The following is a 22,968-nucleotide window of genomic DNA, read 5'->3' as shown; positions in this document are numbered from 1 at the left end:
ATTCTAAATATTGGTTTTTCTTGTTAATACAATTTCCGTTGCACCCTCTTCAAAATCAGCCTCTATGATCTCATTTTCTGCCAATGGGCCTTTTAAAATCTCTTCGGCAAGCGGATCCTCCAAGTATTTTTGAATTGCCCGGTTCAAAGGTCTAGCCCCGTATTGAGGATCATATCCTTTATCAGCAATGAAATCTTTGGCTTTGTCGGTCAAAGTTACCGTATATCCCAAATTGCTCAAACGAGTTTTCAATTTAATTAACATCAAATCAATAATTTGATGCAAATCGGCTCTTTCAAGAGAATTGAATACGATAATATCGTCTAGACGATTGATAAACTCAGGTGCAAAAGCTTTCTTTAGGGCATTTTGAATCGTTGATTTCGCATGTTCCTCAATGTTATCCATTCTAGATTTAGTTGAAAAACCAATTCCTGAGCCAAAATCTTTCAAATCGCGAGCACCAATATTGGATGTCATGATGATGATGGTATTTCTGAAATCAACTCTTCTACCCAAACCATCTGTTAAAATACCGTCGTCTAATACCTGCAATAACAAGTTGAAAACATCTGGATGTGCTTTTTCAATTTCATCCAATAGCACAACTGAATAAGGCTTTCTACGTATTTTTTCAGTCAATTGACCACCCTCTTCATATCCCACATAGCCCGGAGGCGCTCCCACTAAACGAGAAACACTAAATTTCTCCATGTATTCACTCATGTCAATACGCACTAAGGCATCTTCTTTGTCAAATAAATAAGAAGCCAAAACCTTCGCCATTTCCGTTTTTCCTACTCCCGTAGGCCCCAAGAAAATGAAGGATCCAATTGGTTTTTTAGGATCTTTTAAACCCACACGCGTACGTTGAATGGCTTTCACCAATTTCTTAATGGCATCACCTTGTCCAATTACATGTTTAGACATTTCTTGCTCCATCAACAACAGCTTCTCACCCTCTTTAGCCGCCACACGATTCACAGGAATACCTGTCATCTGAGCAATAACCTCAGCTACATGTTCTTCAGTTACTGTGAACTTTTGTTTCTTAGATTCTTCCTCCCAAATGTTTTTGGCTTGCTCCAATTGATCGATTAATTTCTTCTCGCGATCACGCAATTGAGCTGCTTCTTCATACTTTTGAGACTTAACCACCTGATTTTTCTCCTTCTTGACAATCTCAATTTGGGATTCTAAGGCTACAATATCGGCTGGTACATTAATGTTAGAAATATGTACTCGCGCACCTACCTCATCCATCACGTCAATTGCCTTATCTGGCAAGAAACGATCTGATACATATCGATCAGATAATTTAACAGCAGAAACAATGGATTCTGGCGTATAAATCACATGGTGATGTTCTTCATACTTATCCTTAATGTTATGTAAAATTTCAATGGTTTCATCTACTGTAGTTGCATCTACCATCACTGTTTGGAAACGACGAGCAAGTGCACCATCCTTTTCAATGTATTGACGGTATTCATCTAAGGTTGTGGCCCCAATAACTTGAATATCACCCCGAGCCAAAGCTGGCTTAAACATATTGGATGCATCCAATGACCCTGAGGCACCACCTGCACCCACAATCGTATGCAACTCGTCAATGAATAAAATGACATCTGTAGACTTCTCCAACTCATTCATGACAGCTTTCATACGCTCTTCAAACTGCCCACGGTATTTAGTTCCTGCCACTAAAGAGGCTAAATCAAGCGTTACTACACGCTTACCAAATAATACCCGAGAAACTTTTTTCTGAATAATTCGCAAAGCTAATCCTTCCGCAATGGCAGTTTTACCTACCCCTGGTTCACCAATTAAGATGGGATTATTTTTCTTTCTACGAGATAAAATTTGGGCCACACGCTCAATTTCTTTTTCACGTCCGACAATAGGATCTAACTTTCCATTCTCAGCAATTTTGGTTAAATCCCGACCAAAATTATCTAAAACTGGTGTTTTGCTTTTTTCAGTACTTTTTGTACTTGATGATGCTGAACCAGAACCAGAGGAACCACTTGAACCAGAAGAATACAAACGACTATCATCATCATTGTCATCCGTATCGGAACTTGCTTTAGGTGAATTTTCTTGACCAGCTCCATTTTGAAACTCTACCATTTCTTTGATTAAATCATAGTAAACCTGGTACTTCTCCAAAATTTGTGTGGCTACATTATCTTCGTCGCGCAAAATTGCCATCAACAAATGATCCGTTCCTACTAAATTGGTTTTGAAATACTTCGCTTCTAAATACGTAAGACGTAATACCTTTTCCGCTTGCTTGGTTAAAGGGATATTCAACATATTTTGTTTATCGAAGGAAGAACGACTGGTCGAAGCCGTGGAATGTTCAATACTCTGCCTTAACTGATCTAAGGACACTCCTGACTTCAACAGTAAATCAATCCCTGGACCTTCCCCATCACGAATCATTCCTAGCATTAGGTGCTCTGTCCCAATGTAATCATGTCCTAAACGTAAGGCCTCTTCTCTTGCTAGAGAAATCACTTCTTTCACTTTATTTGAAAACTTAGCCTCCATATAATTTATTTTTATGCCGAGAACAAGAACACCGTTCTATTTGTTCATTTTTTGTTCAATTGATTTAAAATCAAATTAGCATCTCTGCCTTGGTTCATTAACAAATCCAACACGGATAAGTTTGGTTGAAATGTATTTCCGAAACACTGTGGATATACTATTTCGTTGTAAAGCTTTCTTTCTCGCCAATCTTGTTTGGCTTTTATACAATTCCAAAATACATCTTTATCTTCTATTTCAAACGATTTTGTTAAAGAAAAATTCATTTTTTTACCCAGAATCTTAGCAAACAATTCGATGTATTCGATATTTAAATCTACTAAAAAATTTAATTTCTTTTCAAAAATAGAACGGATATAGGGCTCAAAATATTCAAAATAAGGGGCTTTCCCATAAGCTGCTTGAATTGCACCTTGATGAATTCTAACCCAATTTTGTCCATAATCAATCTTAACCTCCTTCATTAACAACTTACCAGCATGAAGGTGTTGTACGGGAACCGTTAATGTCTCAATTCCATTAGCACCTAAAATCAAGGCTCTATTGCGATACGTTTGTTTTTGAAAATGTTCGTGGACTTCGAATTGGACTTGCTCTTGGGAAAGAAGTAATGATAAGTATTCTATGCTGGGTAAATAGTGGATCTCAATACGCATTCCCAAAAATTAATCGGATATTTGCAAAATTAATAGAATATAGCCAATAAGTTCTGAAATCAAATGATGTTTTTCTTTAGGTTACTAGGGCAATTACCCTTATTTATACTTTACGGTTTAGCCGATGCATTAAAATGGGTCTTTTATGCGCTAATTTCTTATCGAAAAAAGGTCATTATCGGAAATTTGAGTAAATCTTTTCCTGAAAAATCAGAAAAGGAAATTAAGAAAATTGCCTTCCAATTTTATGGCTATTTAAGCGATAACCTATTGGAATTTTTCAAAGGCGTTTCGCTATCCAAAAAGCAAGTTTTAGAACGTGTTGAATTAAATAATCATGATTTAGTTCAGAGCTATATCGATAAAGGAATACCCGTCATATTAGTCGCAGGGCATCAAGGAAATTGGGAATGGGCCATTCACCGTTTGGCATTAACCAATGTGGTAAATGATGTTGTATACCAAAAGCTAAATAATCCAACTTTTAATGAATTTAGTAAGGAAGTTCGTCAAAGGTTTGGCAATATTGTTTTGATGGAGAAACGGGAGTCCGTAATTCTAACAAGAGATAGAAAAATGATTCCTCGTACTATTTGTTTAGCTGCTGACCAAGCACCCCAAAAGCCCGAATCAGCATACTGGACTACTTTTTTAAATCAAGACACAGCCTTTTTTACAGGGATGGAGCGTTTTGCAAGGGAATATCAATATCCCGTGATTTTTGCTGAATTGATCCGTGAAAAAAGAGGTTATTATTCAATGACCTATGAATTATTGGCAGAGCCTGGTTTTAATAATTTGCCCTATGGTGAAATTTTAGAAAGATTTGCTAGAAGATTGGAGAAATCCATTGTAAAATACCCAGACCAATATCTTTGGTCACACCGCCGATGGAAACATCAAAAACCTGAGCATATATCCATCAAATGGAATTAATGGAAATCTGAGCAATCCCCTGCCCCTTCTCGAATCACTTCTATTTCATCTTCGTGGAGGTCTATCACACTTGAGGCAATTAATCCTCCAAAATCTCCATCTAAAACCAAATCGACCTTATTTTTATACGCATCAAAAATCAGACTTGGATCTGTATAATCTTCAATATCCAATCCTTCTTGTGGTAGTGTGGTGGTCAATATGGGATGTCCTAAAGCCTTTACAATCTCCAAGATGGGTAAGTAATTAGGAATACGAATACCAACCGTTTTTTTACCCTGAACCAACACAGCAGGTACTTTAGCACTCGCTGGTAAAACAAAGGTGTAAGGTCCAGGTAAATACCTTTTCAATATTTTAAAGGCAAAATCACTTACTTTGGCAAAATTGGCTATGGAACTTAGATCAGCACAAATAAAGGAAAAACGATTTTTGTTGGGTTTAATTTGCTTGATTTCACAAATCCGAGCTATAGCTTGAGCTGATTGAATCGAACAACCTAAAGCATACATGGTATCGGTTGGGTAAATGATTACGCCATTTTTATTCAACACTTGCACGACTTGTTCAATCAATGCTTGCGAATTATTCTTCTCGTAAATTTTAACTAATTGAGCTTCCATTTTTTAGTCGAGAAGGTGGATAAAAGAAATCATTCGGCTCCTGCTCATTATCTTCAATTTTCACTTGATCAATACTGGCATTTATTTCAAATCCCACTAATAAAATCAAAGCGAAAAAATATAGCCATACCATCAAAGCAATCAAAGAACCAATAGACCCATAAACCTTATTATAACTGGCAAAATTGACTAAATAATAAGAAAAAATATTGGTAATACTGATGGTTAAAATCGAAGCGGTAATAGACCCGGCATTGAAAAATTTCCATCTTTTATGAATGGCTGGAGCATAAAAATAAATGATGGAAATGGTGAGAAAAAAGACTGAAAATATGACAAAATAGGTCAGGATTTTAATGAAATAAAAAGTAAAGTCATAGTTGATTAAACCTTTATTTGCCAGACTATGGACAATTAAGTTACCCACAATAAACACTAAGAAGGCTGTTATTAATACAAAAGTTAACAGGAAGTTTAGTGCCACGGCAATGACTCTTTCTTTAATATAACCTCGATTTTCATTGGTTTTATAGGTTAAATTAAAGGATCGAATTAATGCCATAATTCCGCTTGTAGAGGCATATATTGCTAAAATAAAACCAAAAGACAGGACTCCTCCCCTTTTATTGCTGACTAATTCAACGATTAATTCAGACAAATCCTTTAACATACTTTTGGGTATTGATCCTTTTAAAAAACCTATCATCTTGACATCTAAATGCTCAATAGGTAAATAGGCCAATAATGAAAAAAGAAAAATGATGGTTGGAAAAAAAGCCAATGTAAAATTATAAGCTACTGCCGCAGCACGCACATCGATATCAAATTGAAATATTTTCTGATATAGAATACTTAGAATTCTGGCCAAGACATAATGCTCCTCCAATTCTTTCCAAATAATTTTAAGTTCACGGAGTATGCTCTTTTTCATATTAAAAATATGGCTTCAGCACATCTAATAAATAATCAGGTGCTTTTACCATTTTTTGTCGTACCATATCCATGAAAACCAGCGTTGTTTTGCCCTCATGAATTAATTCCTGTTTGGAATTTAAAATGCGATAAGAAAATTGAATCCTAACTTGGGGTAATGATATTAATGTGCATTCAATGGTCAATAACTCATCATAGTATGCTGGAGCTAAAAATTTAGAATAATTTTCATACACTGGTAAGCCAATTTGTTGGTCTTCTAAATCTTTATAACTCACACCTAAACTACGCAATGTCTCTACACGCGCTATTTCAAACAATCGAGCGTAGTTACCATAGTAAACATATCCCATTTGATCTGTATCGGCATAACAAACTCGATAAGTTACGGCGTGGCTATACATATTATTTTATTTTCAAGGCATCTAAGGCATTTTGATACCTTTTCGCATTTTGCATATGCTCTTCGTAAGTTGCTGCAAATGAATGATATCCAGAGAAATCTTCTTTGGCACAAAAATACAAATAGGAATGTTTTTCCAAGCTTAATACCTTATCAATCACTTGAGGTGAGGGAATAGAGATTGGGCCAGGAGGCAATCCTGTCAGGCGGTAAGTGTTATACGGAGAACTTATTGCCGTATACTTTCCCGTAACACGTTTGATGGAAAAATCTTTCCAAGCAAATACAATGGTTGGATCTGCTTGCAAAGGCATACCCGTTTTCAATCGATTCCAATAAACCCCTGCTATTCTGGACTGCTCATCTGATTTTTTGCTTTCACCTTCTACAATGGAAGCTAAAATTCCAGCCTCAATTGGGCTTAAAGCTAATTTTTGAGCTTTTGAAATTCGATCTGCTGTCCAAAACTTTTTATATTCTTTATTCATTTTATTCATAAACGACTCAAATGAAGATGTCCAAAGAATTTCATAAGTATTGGGAATAAACATACAAGGGATGGTTTCTTTATTGAAACCAAACTGACTCACATATTCATTAGAATCCAATTGCTTAAAAATGAAGGTAGAATCAAATGGTAATTGTTTAGCCAATTTACCAGCTAAATCTTCTTTTAGACGAAAAGTATTGATAACCAAACGAATGGCATCTTGTCGACCGTTTCGTAATTTCCTAATTATCTCAAAATTACCCGACTCAGAATAAATCAAATAACGACCTGGCTTTACTCTCTCAGGATATGATAAAACTTTAGCTAAAAAACGAAAGCTTAATTGATCGCGCACTAACTGATGTTTATTTAAAGTATCCAAAACCGTTTGATAATTGGCACCTTGGGGAATTAATAATACAAAAGGTTTTCCAGCTTTAACATCAAAATTGGGTGTTTTAAACACTTGCCAAACGTAATAGGAAAACATGGCCGCTAACAGAGAAAACACCAAAATAAAAATCTTAAATTTCTTGTTATCTATCATCTTAGGCAATATTAAAAGCTACGTTAAATCGATTGGCAAGGGCTTGTAAATCAGCCACTACTGGTTCCAATAATGGTATACCATTGGCTTTTCTTTCAATTTCTAATTCTCTTTCAGGATCTCCTGGAATAATCACATTTTTCCCTTCTACAGCTTGAGCAGAACGAAAACGTTGAATCCATTTATCCATATCCAGCATAAACTCATTGGCAGGACGGAAGGCATCAATACGCATAGCTCCCAAAAAATGGCCAGTGCCTATTCCTACTGATTCCCCAGCAGACATAAAACCTGCCGTAGCAAAAGGTGGAACCCAAGGGCCAAAATTTGCTCCAGACAAAACACCAGATAAAATATCCACCATGGCACCTAAAGCATAACCTTTATGAGAGCCATGCTCCCTATCTCCACCTAAGGGAAGTAATGCCCCACCATTTTTAATGGCAAATGCGTCATTACTTGGATTGCCATCAGCGTCTTGCACCCAACCATCAGGAGTTTGTAATCCTTTTCTTTGTAATATTTCTAATTTTCCATAAGCCACCGCTGTAGAAGCAAAATCAGCCACAAAAGCTGGTTCAGTTAAGGCTGGAATAGCCATAGCTACAGGATTGGTACCTAATAATTTTTCTCTAGAGAATGTTGGCGTCACCAAAGGAGCAGCATGGGTCATGGCCCAACCAATCATTTGATAATTTAATGCCTTCATAGCATGGTAACCAGCAATTCCAAAGTGATTTGAATTACGCACAGCTATCCAACCTGTTCCTGCTTTTTCTGCTTTTTCACAAGCGATTTCCATGGCATGCGGTGCTACTACCAAACCAAGACCTTTATCTCCATCAATCACCGCGGTGGAAGGAGATTCATGCACAATTTTAATTTTTGGATTGGGGTTTAAGCGTCCATGATCAAATAAACGCACATATCCTGCCAACCTAGCAACACCATGAGAATCAATTCCCCTAGCATCCGCAGCAACTAAAACCTCCGCAGCTAATTGGGCCTGAATTTCAGGGGTTCCGATGGATTCAAAAACCGAAGCCACAAAATTTTGTAAACGGTTAAAATCTGCTTGCATAGTCTAAAAACAAAACACAAAGATAAAAATATTATGTGGGAATAAAACTTTTGAGGGCAAGCCAACGTTCTTTGCTATATTCGTTTCACCGAATTATAATCATCAAATATGCAAACTAATTATCTCCTCGAATTGATTTCTTCATTTTGGTTTTGGCTCGTGATAATATTGGTGGCAGTAGTCATACGAGATGTATTTATTCAAAAAAGCCATACCATTACCCACAACTTCCCAGTCATTGGTCACATACGTTATTGGATTGAACAAATTGGACCTGAAATTAGGCAATACATAGTGGCTAACAACCGAGAAGAGCTTCCATTTAATCGTCAGGAACGTTCTTGGATCTATGCCTCTTCTAAGAATGAAAATAATCTACAAGGCTTTGGAAGCGATCAAGACTTCAATTCCCCTGGATATATTTTTATTAAAAATGCCATGATGGGTTTCAACCCTCCCAAAGATCATCCATTTAGAGCAAATCCAGGCGTATTACCTGCAGCCAAAATCATTGGGGCTTACCATGAAAGAAAAAGACCATTTAGACCATATTCGGTGGTTAATATTTCAGGAATGAGCTATGGATCTTTATCTGCCAAAGCAGTGGAATCTCTTAATAAAGGTGCCTATTTAGCTGGATGTTTTCATAATACAGGGGAAGGTTCATTGTCCCCTTACCATCAAATGGGGGCAGATATTGTCTTAAACATTGGTACAGCCTATTTTGGAGTGCGGGATTTAGATGGCAAATTTTCCATGGAGAAATTAATAGAAAAAGTCCAATCAAATCCACGATTAAGGGCAATTGAATTGAAACTTTCTCAAGGAGCAAAACCTGGAAAAGGTGGTATGCTACCTGCTGCCAAAGTAAATAAAGAGATTGCTGAAATCCGACACATACCTATTGGGAAGGATGCCTTCTCTCCTGCCTTTCATTCAGAATTCACGAATGTCCCTGAAATGGTGGATTTTATAGAAAGAATGGCAGAGGCTACCGGCTTACCCGTTGGCATAAAATCTGCCATTGGAAAATTGGAACAATGGGAGGAATTAGCCTTATACATGAAAAAAACGGGCAAAGGACCTGATTTCATCACCATAGATGGTGGTGAAGGAGGAACAGGAGCGGCACCCCACGCCTTTGCCGATCACGTGTCTATGCCCTTTACATTCGCATTTGCAAAGGTTTACCAAATTTTTCAACGACAAGGATTAACTGAACATATCTTTTTCATTGCTTCAGGAAAGCTGGGCTTCCCTGAAAAAGCGCTAATGGCTTTTGCTATGGGTGCAGATTCCATTAACATTGCCCGTGAAGCAATGATGTCCATTGGGTGCATTCAAGCCCAAAAATGCCATACTAATCATTGTCCTACGGGCATTGCCACATCAAACAAATGGCTGCAAGCAGGAATAGACGTAAGCCTAAAAAGTGAGCGCTATTATTTATATCATTATACATTAATCAAAGAAATAGCTGAAATTACCCATGCCTGTGGTTACGAACATCCTTGCCAAATCACCATGGATGACATCGAATTTTCTATGGGTGATAATAACCGTACCATCGCCCTTTCTAAGTCATTAGGGTATCATAAAGACCCCGTTAATTATGGAAGTTTACAAGATTTATTGGCTTGTTCACATTTAGGAGGTGAAGGTGCAAGAAAACGATTGACATTTGCCGCTCAGGTTTAGAAAGGTTTGGTTATCTTTGCACTATGTTATCCATATCCAATTTAAGTTTCTATTTCGGTAGTCGGGCATTATATGAGAATGCCAATTTACATATCAAACCTAAGACCAAGATTGGCCTCATCGGGGCTAATGGTACAGGTAAATCCACCCTTCTTCGCCTTATTTCCGGCGAATATTCACCTGACGGAGGTAATATTTCCAAATCGGGAGAATGTACAATCGGTTTTTTAAACCAAGATTTATTATCCTACCAAACGGATGATAGCATCTTGGAAGTAGCCATGCAGGCTTTTGAAAAGCAATTAGAACTTCAACATAAAATAGATGCTGTCTTGCACAAGATGGAAACTAATTATGAAGATAAGGATGTTGATGTTTTGGCCCATTTGCAAGAAGAATTTGAGCGTTTAGATGGGTACACCATTCAGGCAAAAACAGAGGAGATTCTAGAGGGTCTAGGATTTAGTACAGAGGATTTATCTAGACCTTTGCGATTATTTTCTGGAGGCTGGAGGATGCGTGTGATGTTGGCCAAATTACTTTTACAAAAACCTGCTCTATTATTACTCGATGAGCCAACTAACCACTTGGACTTACCTTCTATTGAATGGGTAGAAAAATACATTCATGATTATGAAGGTTCTATTGTAGTCGTTTCTCACGATCGCTATTTTTTAGACCGAACCATTGATCATATAGCTGAGGTTTCAAATGCCAAAATCACACTTTATCCTGGAAATTATTCTTTCTATATGGAAGAAAAAGCCTTAAGGAATGAAGTACAGAAAGGTGCTTATGAAAACCAGCAAGCCCAAATTAGACAAACAGAGAGATTTATTGAGCGCTTCAAAGCCAAGGCTTCTAAAGCTAGACAGGTACAGTCGCGAGTAAAAGCATTAGATAAAATTGACATCATTGACGATGTTATTGATGAAAAAGCCAAGGTAAATTTCAAATTTAATTTTGGTACTCAACCTGGTCGATTCATTCTCTTCTTGGAGCAAATCTCCAAAGCATATGGGGAGAAAATCATTTTGAAAAATACCTCTGCAACTATTAATAGAGGAGATAAAATTGCCTTGATTGGGGCCAATGGAAAGGGAAAATCCACCTTATTGAGGATAATCTCAGGAACCGAGAAAATTGAAGGTGAAAGAAGATTAGGTCATAATGTCATTGAATCTTTCTTTGCCCAACATCAACTGGAAAGCTTACAAGTTGAGAATACACTTTTAGAGGAATTAAAGTCAACTGGTACAGCCAAAACTGAAATGGAATTAAGAAGTATTTTAGGATGCTTTTTGTTCTCGGGTGAAGAAGTATTTAAGAAAATCAAGGTCTTGTCTGGAGGAGAGAAATCGCGTGTAGCCTTGGCCAAAGTACTAATTTCGCAGGCTAATTTCTTGTTGTTGGATGAGCCTACCAACCACTTAGACATGCAGTCTGTGAATATTTTAATTCAAGCCTTGCAGCAATATGAAGGAAGCTATGTGGTAGTTTCACACGACCGTTTCTTTGTATCACAAATAGCTAATAAAATCTGGTATTTAGAGGATTACGAAATCAAAGAATACCCAGGGACTTTTGAAGAATACGAAACTTGGCAAGAAACAAGAAAATCAGAATTACCAAGTGGTAATAAAAAAGTAATTGAAAAACCGAAACCAGAAATTGAAAAAACCAGTATCCCCCTTGCTCCAGTAGTAAACAATGCCAAACAAATTGAAAAACTGGAGGCGAAAATCATGGATTTGGAAAACAAAAAGGGTGAAATAGAAACTAAGATGTCTGATTTAGCCCAAAGTAACCAATTCCAAGAAATGAAGACCTGGGAAGAAAAATTAAAATTAGTTTCAGAAGAATTAAGTCAGGTCATGAACGAATGGGAAACCCTAATCGCTTAATTCTATGAAACATTTCGGTTTGACCTTGTTTTTTTTTCTTATAAACTGGACCATATTAGGACAGATTAAGAATAAGAAATTCAAAAGCGAAATTCAAACCATTATTTTAAGTAGATCAGAGGAAAAAACCATCATTACGGATAATCCCGTGATGGACATTTCCAATCAAGGTAATTTTCAATTATCCTTTGATGATCTGGCTATGAAAAACTTAACTTATCATCTTCGTATAATCCATTGCCAAGCTGATTGGAAGCCTTCTTCCCTATCGGAAATTGAATATTTACAGGACTTCAATGATGTACCTATTCGATCACCAAGAAACTCCTTCGGAACGAAAATACCATATTTGCATTATCAGATACAATTACCCCAAGTAAAAATTAGTGGTAATTTCATCGCTATGGTATATGCGCAAAGAAATAAACGTGATACCGTTTTTACGAAAAGATTTTCGGTTTATGAAAATAATATGACCGTGGCGGCCAAAATATCCTTTGCTAGACCCAATAACTTACGAAATACACACCAATCCATCGATTTAACATTGATTTACCCTAATCAATTAATGCTGAATTCTGATGAGGGATTAGGGATAATCCTTAGGAAAAATTACCAGTCAGAAAATTGGTTAAATAAAATACCGAGAGCCCAAATCAATGGGCAAGAAAGAAAAATCACATTTCCATTCTACGATAATGAAAATGTAATTCCAGGAGGTAATGAATTCCGATTAATCAATTTGTCTAGTACCCAACAAAAAATGACTTTTGTGGAGAGTATTCGTCAATCTGATGCCTTTACCGAAATTAGCACCATGGTGGAAGTACCACAAGGAAATTATTCTTATGTTCAGCGGCCAGATTTTGATGGATCTTACGTAATAGACCATTATGAAAATGGCAATGCCAGTGTGGCTTCGGATTATATCTGGTGTCAATTCCAATTAAAGATGGAAGAATTGCCTAATGAGAAAATATATGTAGTAGGCGCTTTCAACCAATTTGAAAAAAACTCAGAAAATCTAATGGAATACGATGCAGCTAAGCAAATGTATACCAAAAAAATCCGACTGAAACAGGGCATTTATAATTATCAGTTTGTAAGTAATCTACCAAATAATACGTTGGAAGGAAATTACTCACAAACTGAAAATACCTATGAGGTATTAGTATATTTTAGAAAACCTGGCGACCGCCATGATTCGTTATTGGGGTATAATAAATTGATATACCCTTAAATTATACATTAAATCTAAAGTGCATGATATCACCATCTTGCACGATGTATTCTTTTCCTTCAACACTCATCTTACCCGCCTCTTTACAAGCCAATTCAGTCTTTAAAGCCTGATAATCAGCCAATTTAATAACTTCCGCGCGAATAAACCCTTTTTCAAAGTCCGTATGTATAACACCGGCCGCTTGAGGGGCTTTCCAGCCTTTTTGAATGGTCCAAGCTCTTACTTCTTGAACACCCGCTGTGAAATAGGTAATCAAGTTTAATAAATAATAAGAGCTACGAATTAATTTACTTAAACCAGATTCTGTCAAACCATATTCACTCAAAAACATAGCTCTTTCTTCCATATCTTCAATTTCAGCAATTTGAGCTTCTAATGCCGCACAAACTACTATTACCTCTGCATTTTCAGCTTGAACATTAGCTCTTAATTGATCCACATATTCATTTCCTCCTTGGGCTAAAGCAGACTCATCAACATTGGCAACATAAATTACAGGCTTATCGGTTAATAGATAAAGATCCCCAATGGCTGCAGCTCGTAATTCAGGATCCATTTCCACCGTTCTTGCTGACTTTCCAGCTTCCAAAGTAGCTTTAAACTGCTGCAAAGCAGCTAATTCTTGCCTTGCCTTTGCATCACCGGCCTTAGCGGCCCGTTCTGTTTTTGATATTTTTTTATCGACAGATTCTAAATCTTTCAATTGCAACTCCATATCAATGATTTCTTTATCGCTGACTGGATTAACACGACCTTCTACGTGAACAATGTTTTCATCCATAAAACAACGAACTACGTGAATAATGGCATCTACCTCACGTATGTTGGCTAAAAATTTATTTCCAAGTCCAGCACCCTGAGAAGCCCCTTTCACCAAACCTGCGATATCCGTGAATTCAATAACCGTAGGAAGCACACGCTGTGGATTTACTAAAGATTCCAAAATAGAGAGACGCTCATCCGGTACAGTAACAATTCCCACATTTGGCTCAATAGTACAAAAAGGGTAATTGGCTGCTTCTGCTTTGTTAGAAGAAATAGCACTAAATAAAGTTGACTTACCTACATTAGGCAATCCTACAATTCCACACGTTAATCCCATAGTTTATTTAAAATAAAGCGCAAAAATACGCTTAAAAATTAAAAAAGCCCCTGTTTTCACAGAGGCTTTTTACAAAATATATCGTATTTATTTATTCCCACTTCAAATCAGTTCCACCAAACTCATCCTCATCGCGATTGAACTGAGTAAAATCAACATCAGGCATTAATTCAGTTTTTACATGGTCTACTGCCTCCTTTAATCCATCCATGAATTTATCAAAATCCTCTTTGTAAAGGAACATTTTGTGCTTTTCATACACAAATCCATCTTCTTTTTGGTGACGGCGACTTTCGGTAATTGTTATGTAATAATCTTGTGAACGAGTTGATTTAACATCAAAAAAATAAGTTCTTTTACCTGCACGAATTCTTTTGGAAAACAATTCTTCTCTATCTCTTTCTTCCACTTTAAATAAGTATTTAAGTTTTACAATGCGTAAATCTACTATTTATTCTCAATCACTCAAAAAATATGATAGAAATTTACTATCAAAAAATGCGCAATTATTGCACAAAAAGTAGAAAATCTTAAATTATAAGTATAAAAATTACGCAATAAGCAGGTAATTTGATAAGTTGCGTCATGACTTCGTTAAGGATCATACTATTTACCCTAATCTATCACTTCATTTTCCAAGTCCAGGCACAGAACCTGGGAGATGAGAGTTATGGGATTGCCTCCTATTATTCCAAGAGTTTTTACAACAAAAAAACAGCAAATCAAGAACTTTTAAATAAGAATGAATTTACTGCTGCACATCGCATTTACCCTTTTAATACCTTAGTTGAAGTAACCAATTTACAGAATAAAAAATCGGTTATTGTAAGGATTAATGATAGAGGTCCTTATAAATCTGGACGAATAATTGATTTAACGGAGATTAGTGCTAAGCAACTTAATATTCGAAAAATAGGACTTACAAAAGTTCGTTTGAAGATTATAGGATTTGAAAATGAACAAATGCTCATCCCCTACCAGCATTTAGAAATGGAAACTAGTCCTAAGTTTAGCAGTAAATATTATCAAAAAACTAGGTTAAAATATAAAAAGAAATACCGCCTAAAAAGACATATTCGTCATCGTTCATATTTAGCAAAAGGTAAGAAGAAGGGTACGGTGAATAAAAAACGAAAAAAGAAAATAAACCATGCTAAGAAAAGTAGCAGAAGAACAAGCAAGTAATACATTAGCTATCCTTGCGGAGGAGATTAGCCATGAATTATACCATGGGAAACATAGAAGTGCATTTCATGGCTATTCCTCTGAATTCAAAGAGTATAAGGCCTACCAAACAGGTGATAATTTAAAACAGGTTGACTGGAAATTATATGGAAGAACGGATAAACTTTTTACCAAACACTTTCATGATGAATCCAACATCAGCGCTTATTTTTTTGTTGACCTATCTTCCTCTATGTTTTTCCCCAGGGAAAGTTTGGAGAAAATAAATAAATCCATCCAAATCATAGCTATTCTTGCTAAAATATTACAAAAGCAAAGAGACAAATTTGGCATTTTGGGAATATCCAATGAATTACTCTGGGAAAGCCCTCTAGGTAATTCTAAGGCACATTTATTTGAAATTTATCAACAGTTAGAAGAATTACTTAGCAGAGAATCAAGTGAAGAGATAAGTCAACTTCCTTCCATACTATCCGCTAAAGTACCAGCCATTGGCCAAAGAAAATTGGTTTTCATTTTGACGGATCTTTTATTTAATGACCCAGATTATAGCCTATTTTTAAAGAGTCTTTCAGAAATTAAGGCCAACAAAAACACCATCAAAATTCTGCACATTTGGGATCAAAGTGAGAAAAAACAGGAAAGTAAATCAGGTAGTATTTTACAATATAAAGACATAGAAACTAGTCAAGTTTTGTCTTTACCCATAGAAGAATGGAATCAATTGCAAGTGAAGCAAGAAAGTTATTTCATAGATCAACGCATTAATCCATTACTTAGTAAAGGATACCAATATCATTCACTTTGTGTTAATGATAGCCTATTTGAGCTAATTCGTCAAATTATTTAAGGCCTAACTCCTTCTGTCTATTTTCATAAAAAGAGATAAAATCTTGAATTTTATCTGTTGGAATTTTCTTACCAATAATCTTTTTATTTCTATCCAAAATATAAATGATAGGCGTAGAATATATATCAAAAGTGCGTAAAAAATCTGTGTAATACTCTTCTTTACCTGTTTTTGGGTTTACATGTATATCTATACCATTGAAAACAGATTCCATTTTATACTCTTTGATAAAACTCGTCCATTGTGGCTTGTTTCTAGCAATGGAAGTAGCCAAAACTGCTATTTTCTTTGATTTAAAATAAGTGGATTGAGCCATTAATTTGGGGGTTTCCTCTTTGCAATGGCTACAGTCTGGATCATAAAAATATACGAGCGTATACTCTCCGGGTATAGCAGAAGTCATTAATCGCTTACCTGATGGATCACTTAATATTAACTCAGGTAACTTTTTCCCAATTAAAAGAGGCTTCAACACGGTAATGCGCTCTTTCATTTGTCGAACGGTTACAGTATCCCATAATGCAGGTTCACCTACATAGTACTTCTCCCCCATGTGAGCAAAAGCAGCATCTGTTCCCACAATATTACTATTTTCATAGGTATTTGAAATCTTATAAATTACATAACGTCTGACATCTCTATTTTTAATTTTAGCTAGCAAGCGATCTGCGTCTTTAATTATGGAATCAGGTTGTTGGACTACTAAATCCTCAAAATACTTTTCCAATTTTCTTTGTAAAAATGGAGTACGAATAAATCGTTCATCATTTAAATCAAGGTTATCAAAAAAGTGTTTTTTATAATAACCGAATTGGTATTGGTATAATTCCGTACTGTCTTTGGATGAAATTACTTTCTTTTTAAATGGAGGTATTTCAGGATCAAAAGTTGCTCTAATTAATTTTGACACAAATAGTGACTTATTTTTTTCAAACCAAGATTGTTGGTACTGCATGATTTCTTTACGAATATTGGCTATCTGTGCAGGATCTTTCTTTTCCATTTCCATTTTTCTTAATCCTACATAACGACTCCCCATTTCTTTTTGAAAACTAAAAAAAGCTTCATTTTCAGTAGAATTTTGAAATTTAATGTGGTTGATTGGATCTAATGTATCCGTCTCAAAGGAAAAATTAGTGTTCCCAATAATCACATCCAGGTATTTATTCTTCAAAAAGCTAATCAAATACAAACCTTTAGGTAAATTTTCTTTGCCCTGAAAAACAAAATTACCTTGTCCATCTGCTTGAGCTGTATCCTTTATTACTTGTTGAGTTGAGCCAAAATAATGTGCCAAATAGACCTCCGTTTGACCAATTCCTTTAATCTTACCTTTAATTAAAAATCCGGAATCTGATGAGGAAGATTTAAGTGTTTTATCTACTTGGGCGATTGATCCTAATCCGCATAGCATGAGGCTAAATGCAAGAAGAAATACTTTCATATATTTAATTAAATTTACAGACTAACGAATTTAAAATTACAATGTTTTTCATACTATCTAAAATATTAGACATCTTACTTTCTCCAACTGTTTGGATAATTACACCCCTAATTTTGGCATTAAGGTTAAAAAAAGTAAAACAGATTAAAATTGCCGCATTTACTTCTTTGATTTTACTTTATATTTTAACGAATGGAGTCATTTGCAACTTTTTTCTACGTACTTGGGAAATCGACCCGCAAGATATCCCGGCTAACAAATCATATACTTGGGGAGTAGTTTTAACTGGAGGAATGATTACTCATAGCGATGCTCATCCAGATCGAATATCAGCGGGAGATGTGTCTGATAGAATGATTCAAACTTTTCAATTATACCAACAAAAGGCCATTAAAAAAATACTTATTACCGGCGGAGAAACCACCATAAGTAATTTGATAGTTGATAAATCCAACGAATCTGTCAATGTCAAAAGATTACTAATTAAAATGGGAGTTCCTTCACGCGATATTTTTATAGAAAACCAGGCCAAAAACACCTATCAAAATGCCTTATATTCAGCTCAAAAACTGAGAAACTATATACAAAAAGATACGGTAGTTTTGATAACCTCAGCTATGCATCTAAGACGCTCTATCCTTTGTTTCGAAAAACAAGGTTTTAAAGTAAGACCCTATGCCGCTGATATACTAAAAAAGGATACTCAATTAAGTATCCTTCCTTACCTTAAGCCCAGTGAAAAAAGCTTACAAATCTATTTTCAATTAACCCGAGAAGTTGTAGGTATAATCATGTACAAACTTCAAGGCTATATCTAGGTAGATAAAATTTCTACCATACGAATCAAATCTTCTGAAACTGGTTTCTTCTTCGTGATCGTATCATGAAATGGCGTATATACCAATTGGTTATTTACAACACCAGCCATCACGTTCTTTTCTCCTCGCAACAAACCTTCTAGGGCTCCCAATCCTAATCGACTAGCCAAAATACGATCAGCAGCAGTAGGAACACCACCACGTTGAATATGACCTAAGGTGGTCACACGAATATCCAATTCGATTTTCATTTGATCCTTAATCTTTTGGGCCACTTTTTGAGCATTTCCTTCCTCATCACCCTCAGCAACGATAACGATAGAAGAAGATTTAGCTTTAGAGAATCCTTTTTGCAAGGTTTCCATGACCTCACTCACAGGAGTAAGATTTTCTGGAATCATTACTGCTTCCGCACCACCAGCAATGGCACATTGAATAGCAATATATCCTGAATCCCGGCCCATTACTTCAATAAAAAATACACGATCATGGGAATCTGCTGTATCACGAATTTTGTCAATGGCATCCAAGGCTGTATTAACAGCGGTATCATAGCCAATGGTGTAATCTGTACCGTACAAATCGTTATCTATAGTTCCTGGTGCGCCTACACAAGGAATTTTAAATTCATTATAAAAAATTTCAGCACCTGTAAATGTTCCATTTCCTCCAATGGCCACTAAACCTTCAATTCCTTTAGCCTGTAACTGATCATAGGCTTTTTTACGGCCTTCCGTGGTTAAAAATTCTTTAGAACGTGCTGATTTTAAGATGGTTCCACCCCTTTGAATGATATTACTAACCGATTGAGAATTTAAAGGAATAATATCCCCATTAATCATCCCATTATAACCTCTTACAATTCCATAAACCTCTACTCCATGATAAGCGGCACCTCGTACGATGGCACGAATACAAGAATTCATTCCTGGGGCGTCTCCTCCTGATGTATAAACTGCTATTTTCTTCATCAAATGTTGTTTTACTAATAAAATGATAAAAACAATCCTTAGCCGGACAAATTTTCACTATTAGCTACAAATTTAAGCTTTAAAATGGCTCTCCAAAACTCTTAAATTTATTTTTTCGATAAAATTCAAATATAAATTAGCCTTAGTAAATTGCAGACTCAAAAAAACATGTCCATTATGTCTCAAAAATCAAACGACTTTCTTTACGAATATTTAAATAATGCTTCCCCAACTGGTTTCGAAATGTCTGGGCAGAAAATTTGGTTAGATTATTTAAAACCTTATTTGGATGAAAAAATTATTGACATTTACGGAACGGCCGTAGCTGTAATTAATCCGGGAAAGCCATATTCAGTTGTGATTGAAGCCCATGCAGATGAAATATCATGGTTTGTCAATTACATCGATGACAATGGTTATTTGTTTTTACGAAGAAATGGTGGTTCTGATGCATTAATTGCTCCCTCCATGAGAGCCAATATTCATACCAAAGAAAAGGTCATTAAAGGGATCTTCGGTTGGCCAGCCATTCACGTTCGCGACACCACAAAAGATAAAGCGCCAACAGTCAGTGATATTTTCATTGATTGCGGGGCTTCCAATAAAAAGGAAGTAGAAGAAATGGGCATTCACGTGGGTACCGTGGTCACTTTTGAAGATGGTCTCATGGAATTAAATGAAAAATACTTGGTTGGTCGTGCCTTAGATAATCGTATTGGAGGGTACATGATTGCCCAGGTAGCAAGACGTCTAAAAGAAAACAAGGTAGAATTACCTTATACTTTATACATCGTTAATGCGGTCCAAGAAGAAATTGGATTACGTGGAGCTGAAATGATTGTTAAGAGGTTAAAACCTGATTTAGCCATCATTACAGATGTGACACATGATACGCAATCTCCTATGTACAACAAAAAGACTCAAGGAGATATGGCCTGCGGCAAAGGACCAGTCATTTGTTACGGACCAGCCGTTCAGAATAATGTAAGAGATTTCATTATCGATATTGCTCAAGAAAACAAAATCGAATTCCAAAGACAAGCCGTTTCTAGGTCAACTGGAACCGATACCGATTCATTTGCCTATGCAACGGAGGGAGTTGCGTCAGCCCTGATTTCATTACCATTAAAGTACATGCATACCACCGTAGAAATGATTGCTAAATCCGACATGGAAGCCGTTATTGACTTAATTTATGCTTGCTTGTTGAAGGTAAAAGGAAATGAGGATTTCCGGTATTTTTCTTAATAAGGAGGAATGTAGAATGTAGAATGTAGAATGTAGAATGTAGAATGAAAAATTAATTACATATTTTATATAATGCCAAATTTTACATTCTACATTCTACATTCTACATTCTTCATTCTTAACTTATCTCATATATCGCTCAAAAAACTCATAGGTTCTCAGCATTTGATCTAATCGTTGGCGGTTATTACCCGTACGAGTAATTTCATGTGTCGCACCAGGATGACGTACATATTCCACCTCTCTACCCATTACTTTTAGACTTTTATACAGCATCTCAGATTGAATTACCCCAGTTCTTAAATCATTTTCCCCATGAAAAATAATGAGCGGCGTTTTGATATTCTGAACATAGGTCAATGGTGATTCTCTATCCAAAATAGCTCTTGTTTGTTTTTCCCATGGATACCCACCAAAATAGTTAGGTACTAACCTCCATGCGTTTCCTTCTCCAAAAAAAGTAGACAATTCATAAACTCCCCTTTGAGAACAAGCTACTTTGAAACGATTGGTATGTCCCAACATATAAGAAATTAAATACCCTGCATAGGAACCACCTGTAACAGCTAATTTAGTCGTATCGACCCAACCTTCAGAAATACCTAAATCCAATGCTTGCATCACATCCGACATGGGGCCTTGCCCCCAATCTTTTACATTCGCGGCCATAAATTCGGTGCCATAACCACCACTTCCTCTTGGATTTGAATATACTAGCCCATAACCCTTGGCTGCAAAATATTGAAACTCATGCCACATACTTGCTTCTCCAGTTCCCCACATGGCAGTTGGACCTCCGTGTATTTCCAATAACAAGGGATATTTTTTTCCTGTTTGAAAATTAATTGGTTTCATGACCCAATAATCCACAACTAAGCCTTTTTTATTTTTAAATGTTTTCTTCGTTGGGAAGCTAAGTATTTTGTCTTTTAACCAAACCGAATTCAATTGGGTTAAAGCAAGCTCATTCGAAGTGTTGCTGTAGAAAAAATACAATTCTGAAGGATTTGAAACCTTTGTTTTGGCAAAAATAAATTGTCCATCTTGCTGATCAAAACCCAATACGCCTTCCTCAGTACTACTTAAGGTCTTTAATTTATTACTAGCAATATCGTATTCAAACAAAGGCACAGCACCATGATCTTGGGCACTGATATATAATTTACTTTCATTTTTGGACCAAGTCCATTGGGTAATAATTCGATCTAAAGGAATAACTTTTTGATAATATGCACCTGGGCTTAAGCCTATGATTTTAGCTACTGGACTAGGAATTCCCCCTACTTTAAGCTCAAAGAAAGCAAGGTATTTCCCATTGGGTGAAACAGAAATATTGGAATAGCGATATCCAGGTTTTTCAACTATTGTTTGAAAGCTACGCGATTCCAAATCATAAATAGCTAACATATTATCTAATACCTTATCAGGATGCTTTAGTGTATCTGAAGGAATGGTAACTATAAATGATTTCCCAGCATTTAACTCTTTCATTTCCTCTATTCTACGATAAGGATTAGCCAATAAAATGGGTTTTGCGTTTCCAGTAATGGCTACTTGAAAGAAAGCAGGAACATCTAACTCACTGCTTGTGGTGCTTTCCTCTTGAAAATCCAATTGATTTATAACCTTGGCCTTTTTATCCTTTTCGTTCTGTATTAAATAAGCCCGAATTTCATCAATATTCCCATCAGGATTCGCTTTAATGGCTTTCTTTTGAAAATTAGTCCAATCATAACCTGGTTTTTCATGAGTCCAGGAAGGAGTCCATTTTGATTTATTATATAGCGTATCAGATAAAAATTCTTTGACTGATAACGATGTATTAAAAAACACACTAGAACCATCTTTAGACCATTCTGGTGCCGTTGCGCCATAAGGAATAGAGGTGATAGGATATGCTTCACCACCTTTAAGAGGCAGTAAAAACACCTGAGGTTTATCACCAAATGTTCTGACAAAACTTATAAATTGACCATCAGGGCTCCATGAGGCAGATGAAACGGATAATTTTCCAGATGTTAAGGCCCTTGATTCTTTAGTAGCCAAATCACCTAGGTATAAATGCGTTTGATATACAAATTCTCCTTTTTTATCAGGATCATCCAAAATGGATTTAACTAAGTAAATGTATTTCTTCCCATCAGGAGAAAACTGTGGTTGTAAAACAGTTTTGATTTTTAGTAAATCGGTTAATTCAATTTTCTGCATGCTTTGCGCCGAGGCGTTAAGACATACCCAAATAATCATTAATAGTGTAAAGAGTTTTTTCATTGTTTGTTGATA

General features: G+C 36.0%; 20 protein-coding genes. 8 read left to right on the top strand and 12 right to left on the bottom strand.

Translation table 11 applies throughout. The annotated features are described in order from the left end of the window. Nucleotides 1-3: 3 nt before the first annotated feature. Nucleotides 4-2,553 (bottom strand): ATP-dependent Clp protease ATP-binding subunit, encoded by a 2,550-nt coding sequence (locus SKC36_RS01535; RefSeq protein WP_459464177.1) that lies wholly within the window; start codon nucleotides 2,551-2,553, stop codon nucleotides 4-6. A 44-nt stretch (nucleotides 2,554-2,597) separates the two neighbouring features. Continuing rightward, nucleotides 2,598-3,209, bottom strand: a complete 612-nt coding sequence (locus SKC36_RS01530; protein ID WP_459464174.1) for a WbqC family protein — start codon at nucleotides 3,207-3,209, stop codon at nucleotides 2,598-2,600. A 63-nt stretch (nucleotides 3,210-3,272) separates the two neighbouring features. Between SKC36_RS01530 and SKC36_RS01525 the strand changes: the two genes are divergently transcribed. Then, nucleotides 3,273-4,145 (top strand): lysophospholipid acyltransferase family protein, encoded by an 873-nt coding sequence (locus tag SKC36_RS01525; RefSeq protein ID WP_459464172.1) that lies wholly within the window; start codon nucleotides 3,273-3,275, stop codon nucleotides 4,143-4,145. On the opposite strand, the gene SKC36_RS01520 is transcribed toward SKC36_RS01525, so the two are convergent. The 5 genes from SKC36_RS01520 to SKC36_RS01500 are packed head-to-tail and all read right to left on the bottom strand — an operon-like array spanning nucleotide 4,142 to nucleotide 8,222. After that, on the bottom strand, nucleotides 4,142-4,768 hold the full coding sequence (locus tag SKC36_RS01520; RefSeq protein WP_459464169.1) for an L-threonylcarbamoyladenylate synthase: 627 nt from the start codon (nucleotides 4,766-4,768) through the stop codon (nucleotides 4,142-4,144). The genes SKC36_RS01525 and SKC36_RS01520 overlap by 4 nt on opposite strands. Next, nucleotides 4,749-5,699 carry a YihY/virulence factor BrkB family protein gene (locus tag SKC36_RS01515; protein WP_459464167.1) on the bottom strand — a complete coding sequence of 317 codons (951 nt, stop codon included), beginning with the start codon at nucleotides 5,697-5,699 and terminating at the stop codon, nucleotides 4,749-4,751. The genes SKC36_RS01520 and SKC36_RS01515 overlap by 20 nt, the downstream gene beginning before the upstream one ends. Nucleotide 5,700: 1 nt before the next feature. Then, nucleotides 5,701-6,105, bottom strand: a complete 405-nt coding sequence (locus tag SKC36_RS01510; RefSeq protein ID WP_459452774.1) for an acyl-CoA thioesterase — start codon at nucleotides 6,103-6,105, stop codon at nucleotides 5,701-5,703. Between the two features lies 1 nt (nucleotide 6,106). Then, entirely contained in the window at nucleotides 6,107-7,141 is a 1,035-nt protein-coding gene (mltG, locus tag SKC36_RS01505; RefSeq protein WP_459464165.1) for an endolytic transglycosylase MltG, read from the bottom strand. Nucleotide 7,142: 1 nt separating this feature from the next. After that, nucleotides 7,143-8,222, bottom strand: coding sequence for an Ldh family oxidoreductase (locus SKC36_RS01500; RefSeq protein ID WP_459464163.1), 1,080 nt, complete (start codon nucleotides 8,220-8,222; stop codon nucleotides 7,143-7,145). A 108-nt stretch (nucleotides 8,223-8,330) separates the two neighbouring features. On the opposite strand from SKC36_RS01500, the gene SKC36_RS01495 reads away from it, so the two are divergent. The 3 genes from SKC36_RS01495 to SKC36_RS01485 are packed head-to-tail and all read left to right on the top strand — an operon-like array spanning nucleotide 8,331 to nucleotide 13,064. Next, on the top strand, nucleotides 8,331-9,920 hold the full coding sequence (locus SKC36_RS01495) for an FMN-binding glutamate synthase family protein (RefSeq protein WP_459464161.1): 1,590 nt from the start codon (nucleotides 8,331-8,333) through the stop codon (nucleotides 9,918-9,920). A 23-nt stretch (nucleotides 9,921-9,943) separates the two neighbouring features. After that, entirely contained in the window at nucleotides 9,944-11,824 is a 1,881-nt protein-coding gene (locus tag SKC36_RS01490) for an ABC-F family ATP-binding cassette domain-containing protein (protein ID WP_459464159.1), read from the top strand. Nucleotides 11,825-11,828: 4 nt separating this feature from the next. Further along, on the top strand, nucleotides 11,829-13,064 hold the full coding sequence (locus tag SKC36_RS01485; protein WP_459464157.1) for a type IX secretion system plug protein: 1,236 nt from the start codon (nucleotides 11,829-11,831) through the stop codon (nucleotides 13,062-13,064). 1 nt (nucleotide 13,065) lies between these two features. Here SKC36_RS01485 and ychF read toward each other — a convergent pair whose 3' ends face one another. After that, on the bottom strand, nucleotides 13,066-14,169 hold the full coding sequence (ychF, locus tag SKC36_RS01480; protein WP_459452768.1) for a redox-regulated ATPase YchF: 1,104 nt from the start codon (nucleotides 14,167-14,169) through the stop codon (nucleotides 13,066-13,068). A gap of 91 nt (nucleotides 14,170-14,260) precedes the next feature. Next, nucleotides 14,261-14,578, bottom strand: a complete 318-nt coding sequence (locus SKC36_RS01475) for a DUF3276 family protein (protein WP_166227941.1) — start codon at nucleotides 14,576-14,578, stop codon at nucleotides 14,261-14,263. Nucleotides 14,579-14,754: 176 nt separating this feature from the next. Between SKC36_RS01475 and SKC36_RS01470 the strand changes: the two genes are divergently transcribed. Then, on the top strand, nucleotides 14,755-15,354 hold the full coding sequence (locus SKC36_RS01470) for a septal ring lytic transglycosylase RlpA family protein (RefSeq protein WP_459464155.1): 600 nt from the start codon (nucleotides 14,755-14,757) through the stop codon (nucleotides 15,352-15,354). Further along, complete coding sequence (locus SKC36_RS01465; RefSeq protein WP_459464153.1) at nucleotides 15,320-16,204, top strand: DUF58 domain-containing protein; 885 nt, start codon at nucleotides 15,320-15,322, stop codon at nucleotides 16,202-16,204. Before SKC36_RS01470 ends, SKC36_RS01465 begins: the two co-directional genes overlap by 35 nt. On the opposite strand, the gene SKC36_RS01460 is transcribed toward SKC36_RS01465, so the two are convergent. Continuing rightward, nucleotides 16,197-17,648, bottom strand: a complete 1,452-nt coding sequence (locus SKC36_RS01460; protein WP_459464151.1) for a DUF4369 domain-containing protein — start codon at nucleotides 17,646-17,648, stop codon at nucleotides 16,197-16,199. The genes SKC36_RS01465 and SKC36_RS01460 overlap by 8 nt on opposite strands. 41 nt (nucleotides 17,649-17,689) lie before the next feature. Between SKC36_RS01460 and SKC36_RS01455 the strand changes: the two genes are divergently transcribed. Then, on the top strand, nucleotides 17,690-18,466 hold the full coding sequence (locus SKC36_RS01455; protein ID WP_459464149.1) for a YdcF family protein: 777 nt from the start codon (nucleotides 17,690-17,692) through the stop codon (nucleotides 18,464-18,466). Here the strand turns inward: SKC36_RS01455 and pfkA are convergent. After that, on the bottom strand, nucleotides 18,463-19,437 hold the full coding sequence (gene pfkA / locus SKC36_RS01450) for a 6-phosphofructokinase (RefSeq protein WP_166374160.1): 975 nt from the start codon (nucleotides 19,435-19,437) through the stop codon (nucleotides 18,463-18,465). The two genes, SKC36_RS01455 and pfkA, sit on opposite strands and share 4 nt — an antisense overlap. Before the next feature lie 177 nt (nucleotides 19,438-19,614). Here pfkA and SKC36_RS01445 point away from each other — a divergent pair, with 177 nt between their 5' ends. Next, the gene (locus SKC36_RS01445) at nucleotides 19,615-20,685 is read left to right on the top strand and encodes a M42 family metallopeptidase (RefSeq protein ID WP_459464147.1); all 1,071 of its coding nucleotides are present in this window, start codon (nucleotides 19,615-19,617) and stop codon (nucleotides 20,683-20,685) included. 123 nt (nucleotides 20,686-20,808) lie between these two features. On the opposite strand, the gene SKC36_RS01440 is transcribed toward SKC36_RS01445, so the two are convergent. Beyond that, complete coding sequence (locus SKC36_RS01440) at nucleotides 20,809-22,956, bottom strand: S9 family peptidase (protein WP_459464146.1); 2,148 nt, start codon at nucleotides 22,954-22,956, stop codon at nucleotides 20,809-20,811. Nucleotides 22,957-22,968 lie beyond the last annotated feature (12 nt).

Source organism: Aquirufa sp. OSTEICH-129A, assembly GCF_054558355.1.
The sequence above is the reverse complement of the archived record's forward strand: the minus strand, read 5'-3'. Positions and strand labels throughout refer to the sequence as shown.

Coding starts and splice junctions, on each gene's coding strand:
- SKC36_RS01500 (WP_459464163.1), bottom strand. CDS start 8,222: ATGCAAGCAGATTTTAACCGTTTACAAAATTTTGTGGCTTCGGTTTTT.
- SKC36_RS01510 (WP_459452774.1), bottom strand. CDS start 6,105: ATGTATAGCCACGCCGTAACTTATCGAGTTTGTTATGCCGATACAGAT.
- SKC36_RS01445 (WP_459464147.1), top strand. CDS start 19,615: ATGTCTCAAAAATCAAACGACTTTCTTTACGAATATTTAAATAATGCT.
- SKC36_RS01440 (WP_459464146.1), bottom strand. CDS start 22,956: ATGAAAAAACTCTTTACACTATTAATGATTATTTGGGTATGTCTTAAC.
- SKC36_RS01535 (WP_459464177.1), bottom strand. CDS start 2,553: ATGGAGGCTAAGTTTTCAAATAAAGTGAAAGAAGTGATTTCTCTAGCA.
- SKC36_RS01490 (WP_459464159.1), top strand. CDS start 9,944: ATGTTATCCATATCCAATTTAAGTTTCTATTTCGGTAGTCGGGCATTA.
- SKC36_RS01485 (WP_459464157.1), top strand. CDS start 11,829: ATGAAACATTTCGGTTTGACCTTGTTTTTTTTTCTTATAAACTGGACC.
- mltG (WP_459464165.1), bottom strand. CDS start 7,141: ATGATAGATAACAAGAAATTTAAGATTTTTATTTTGGTGTTTTCTCTG.
- ychF (WP_459452768.1), bottom strand. CDS start 14,169: ATGGGATTAACGTGTGGAATTGTAGGATTGCCTAATGTAGGTAAGTCA.
- SKC36_RS01470 (WP_459464155.1), top strand. CDS start 14,755: ATGACTTCGTTAAGGATCATACTATTTACCCTAATCTATCACTTCATT.
- SKC36_RS01530 (WP_459464174.1), bottom strand. CDS start 3,209: ATGCGTATTGAGATCCACTATTTACCCAGCATAGAATACTTATCATTA.
- SKC36_RS01495 (WP_459464161.1), top strand. CDS start 8,331: ATGCAAACTAATTATCTCCTCGAATTGATTTCTTCATTTTGGTTTTGG.
- SKC36_RS01515 (WP_459464167.1), bottom strand. CDS start 5,699: ATGAAAAAGAGCATACTCCGTGAACTTAAAATTATTTGGAAAGAATTG.
- SKC36_RS01465 (WP_459464153.1), top strand. CDS start 15,320: ATGCTAAGAAAAGTAGCAGAAGAACAAGCAAGTAATACATTAGCTATC.
- SKC36_RS01525 (WP_459464172.1), top strand. CDS start 3,273: ATGATGTTTTTCTTTAGGTTACTAGGGCAATTACCCTTATTTATACTT.
- SKC36_RS01460 (WP_459464151.1), bottom strand. CDS start 17,648: ATGAAAGTATTTCTTCTTGCATTTAGCCTCATGCTATGCGGATTAGGA.
- pfkA (WP_166374160.1), bottom strand. CDS start 19,437: ATGAAGAAAATAGCAGTTTATACATCAGGAGGAGACGCCCCAGGAATG.
- SKC36_RS01520 (WP_459464169.1), bottom strand. CDS start 4,768: ATGGAAGCTCAATTAGTTAAAATTTACGAGAAGAATAATTCGCAAGCA.
- SKC36_RS01455 (WP_459464149.1), top strand. CDS start 17,690: ATGTTTTTCATACTATCTAAAATATTAGACATCTTACTTTCTCCAACT.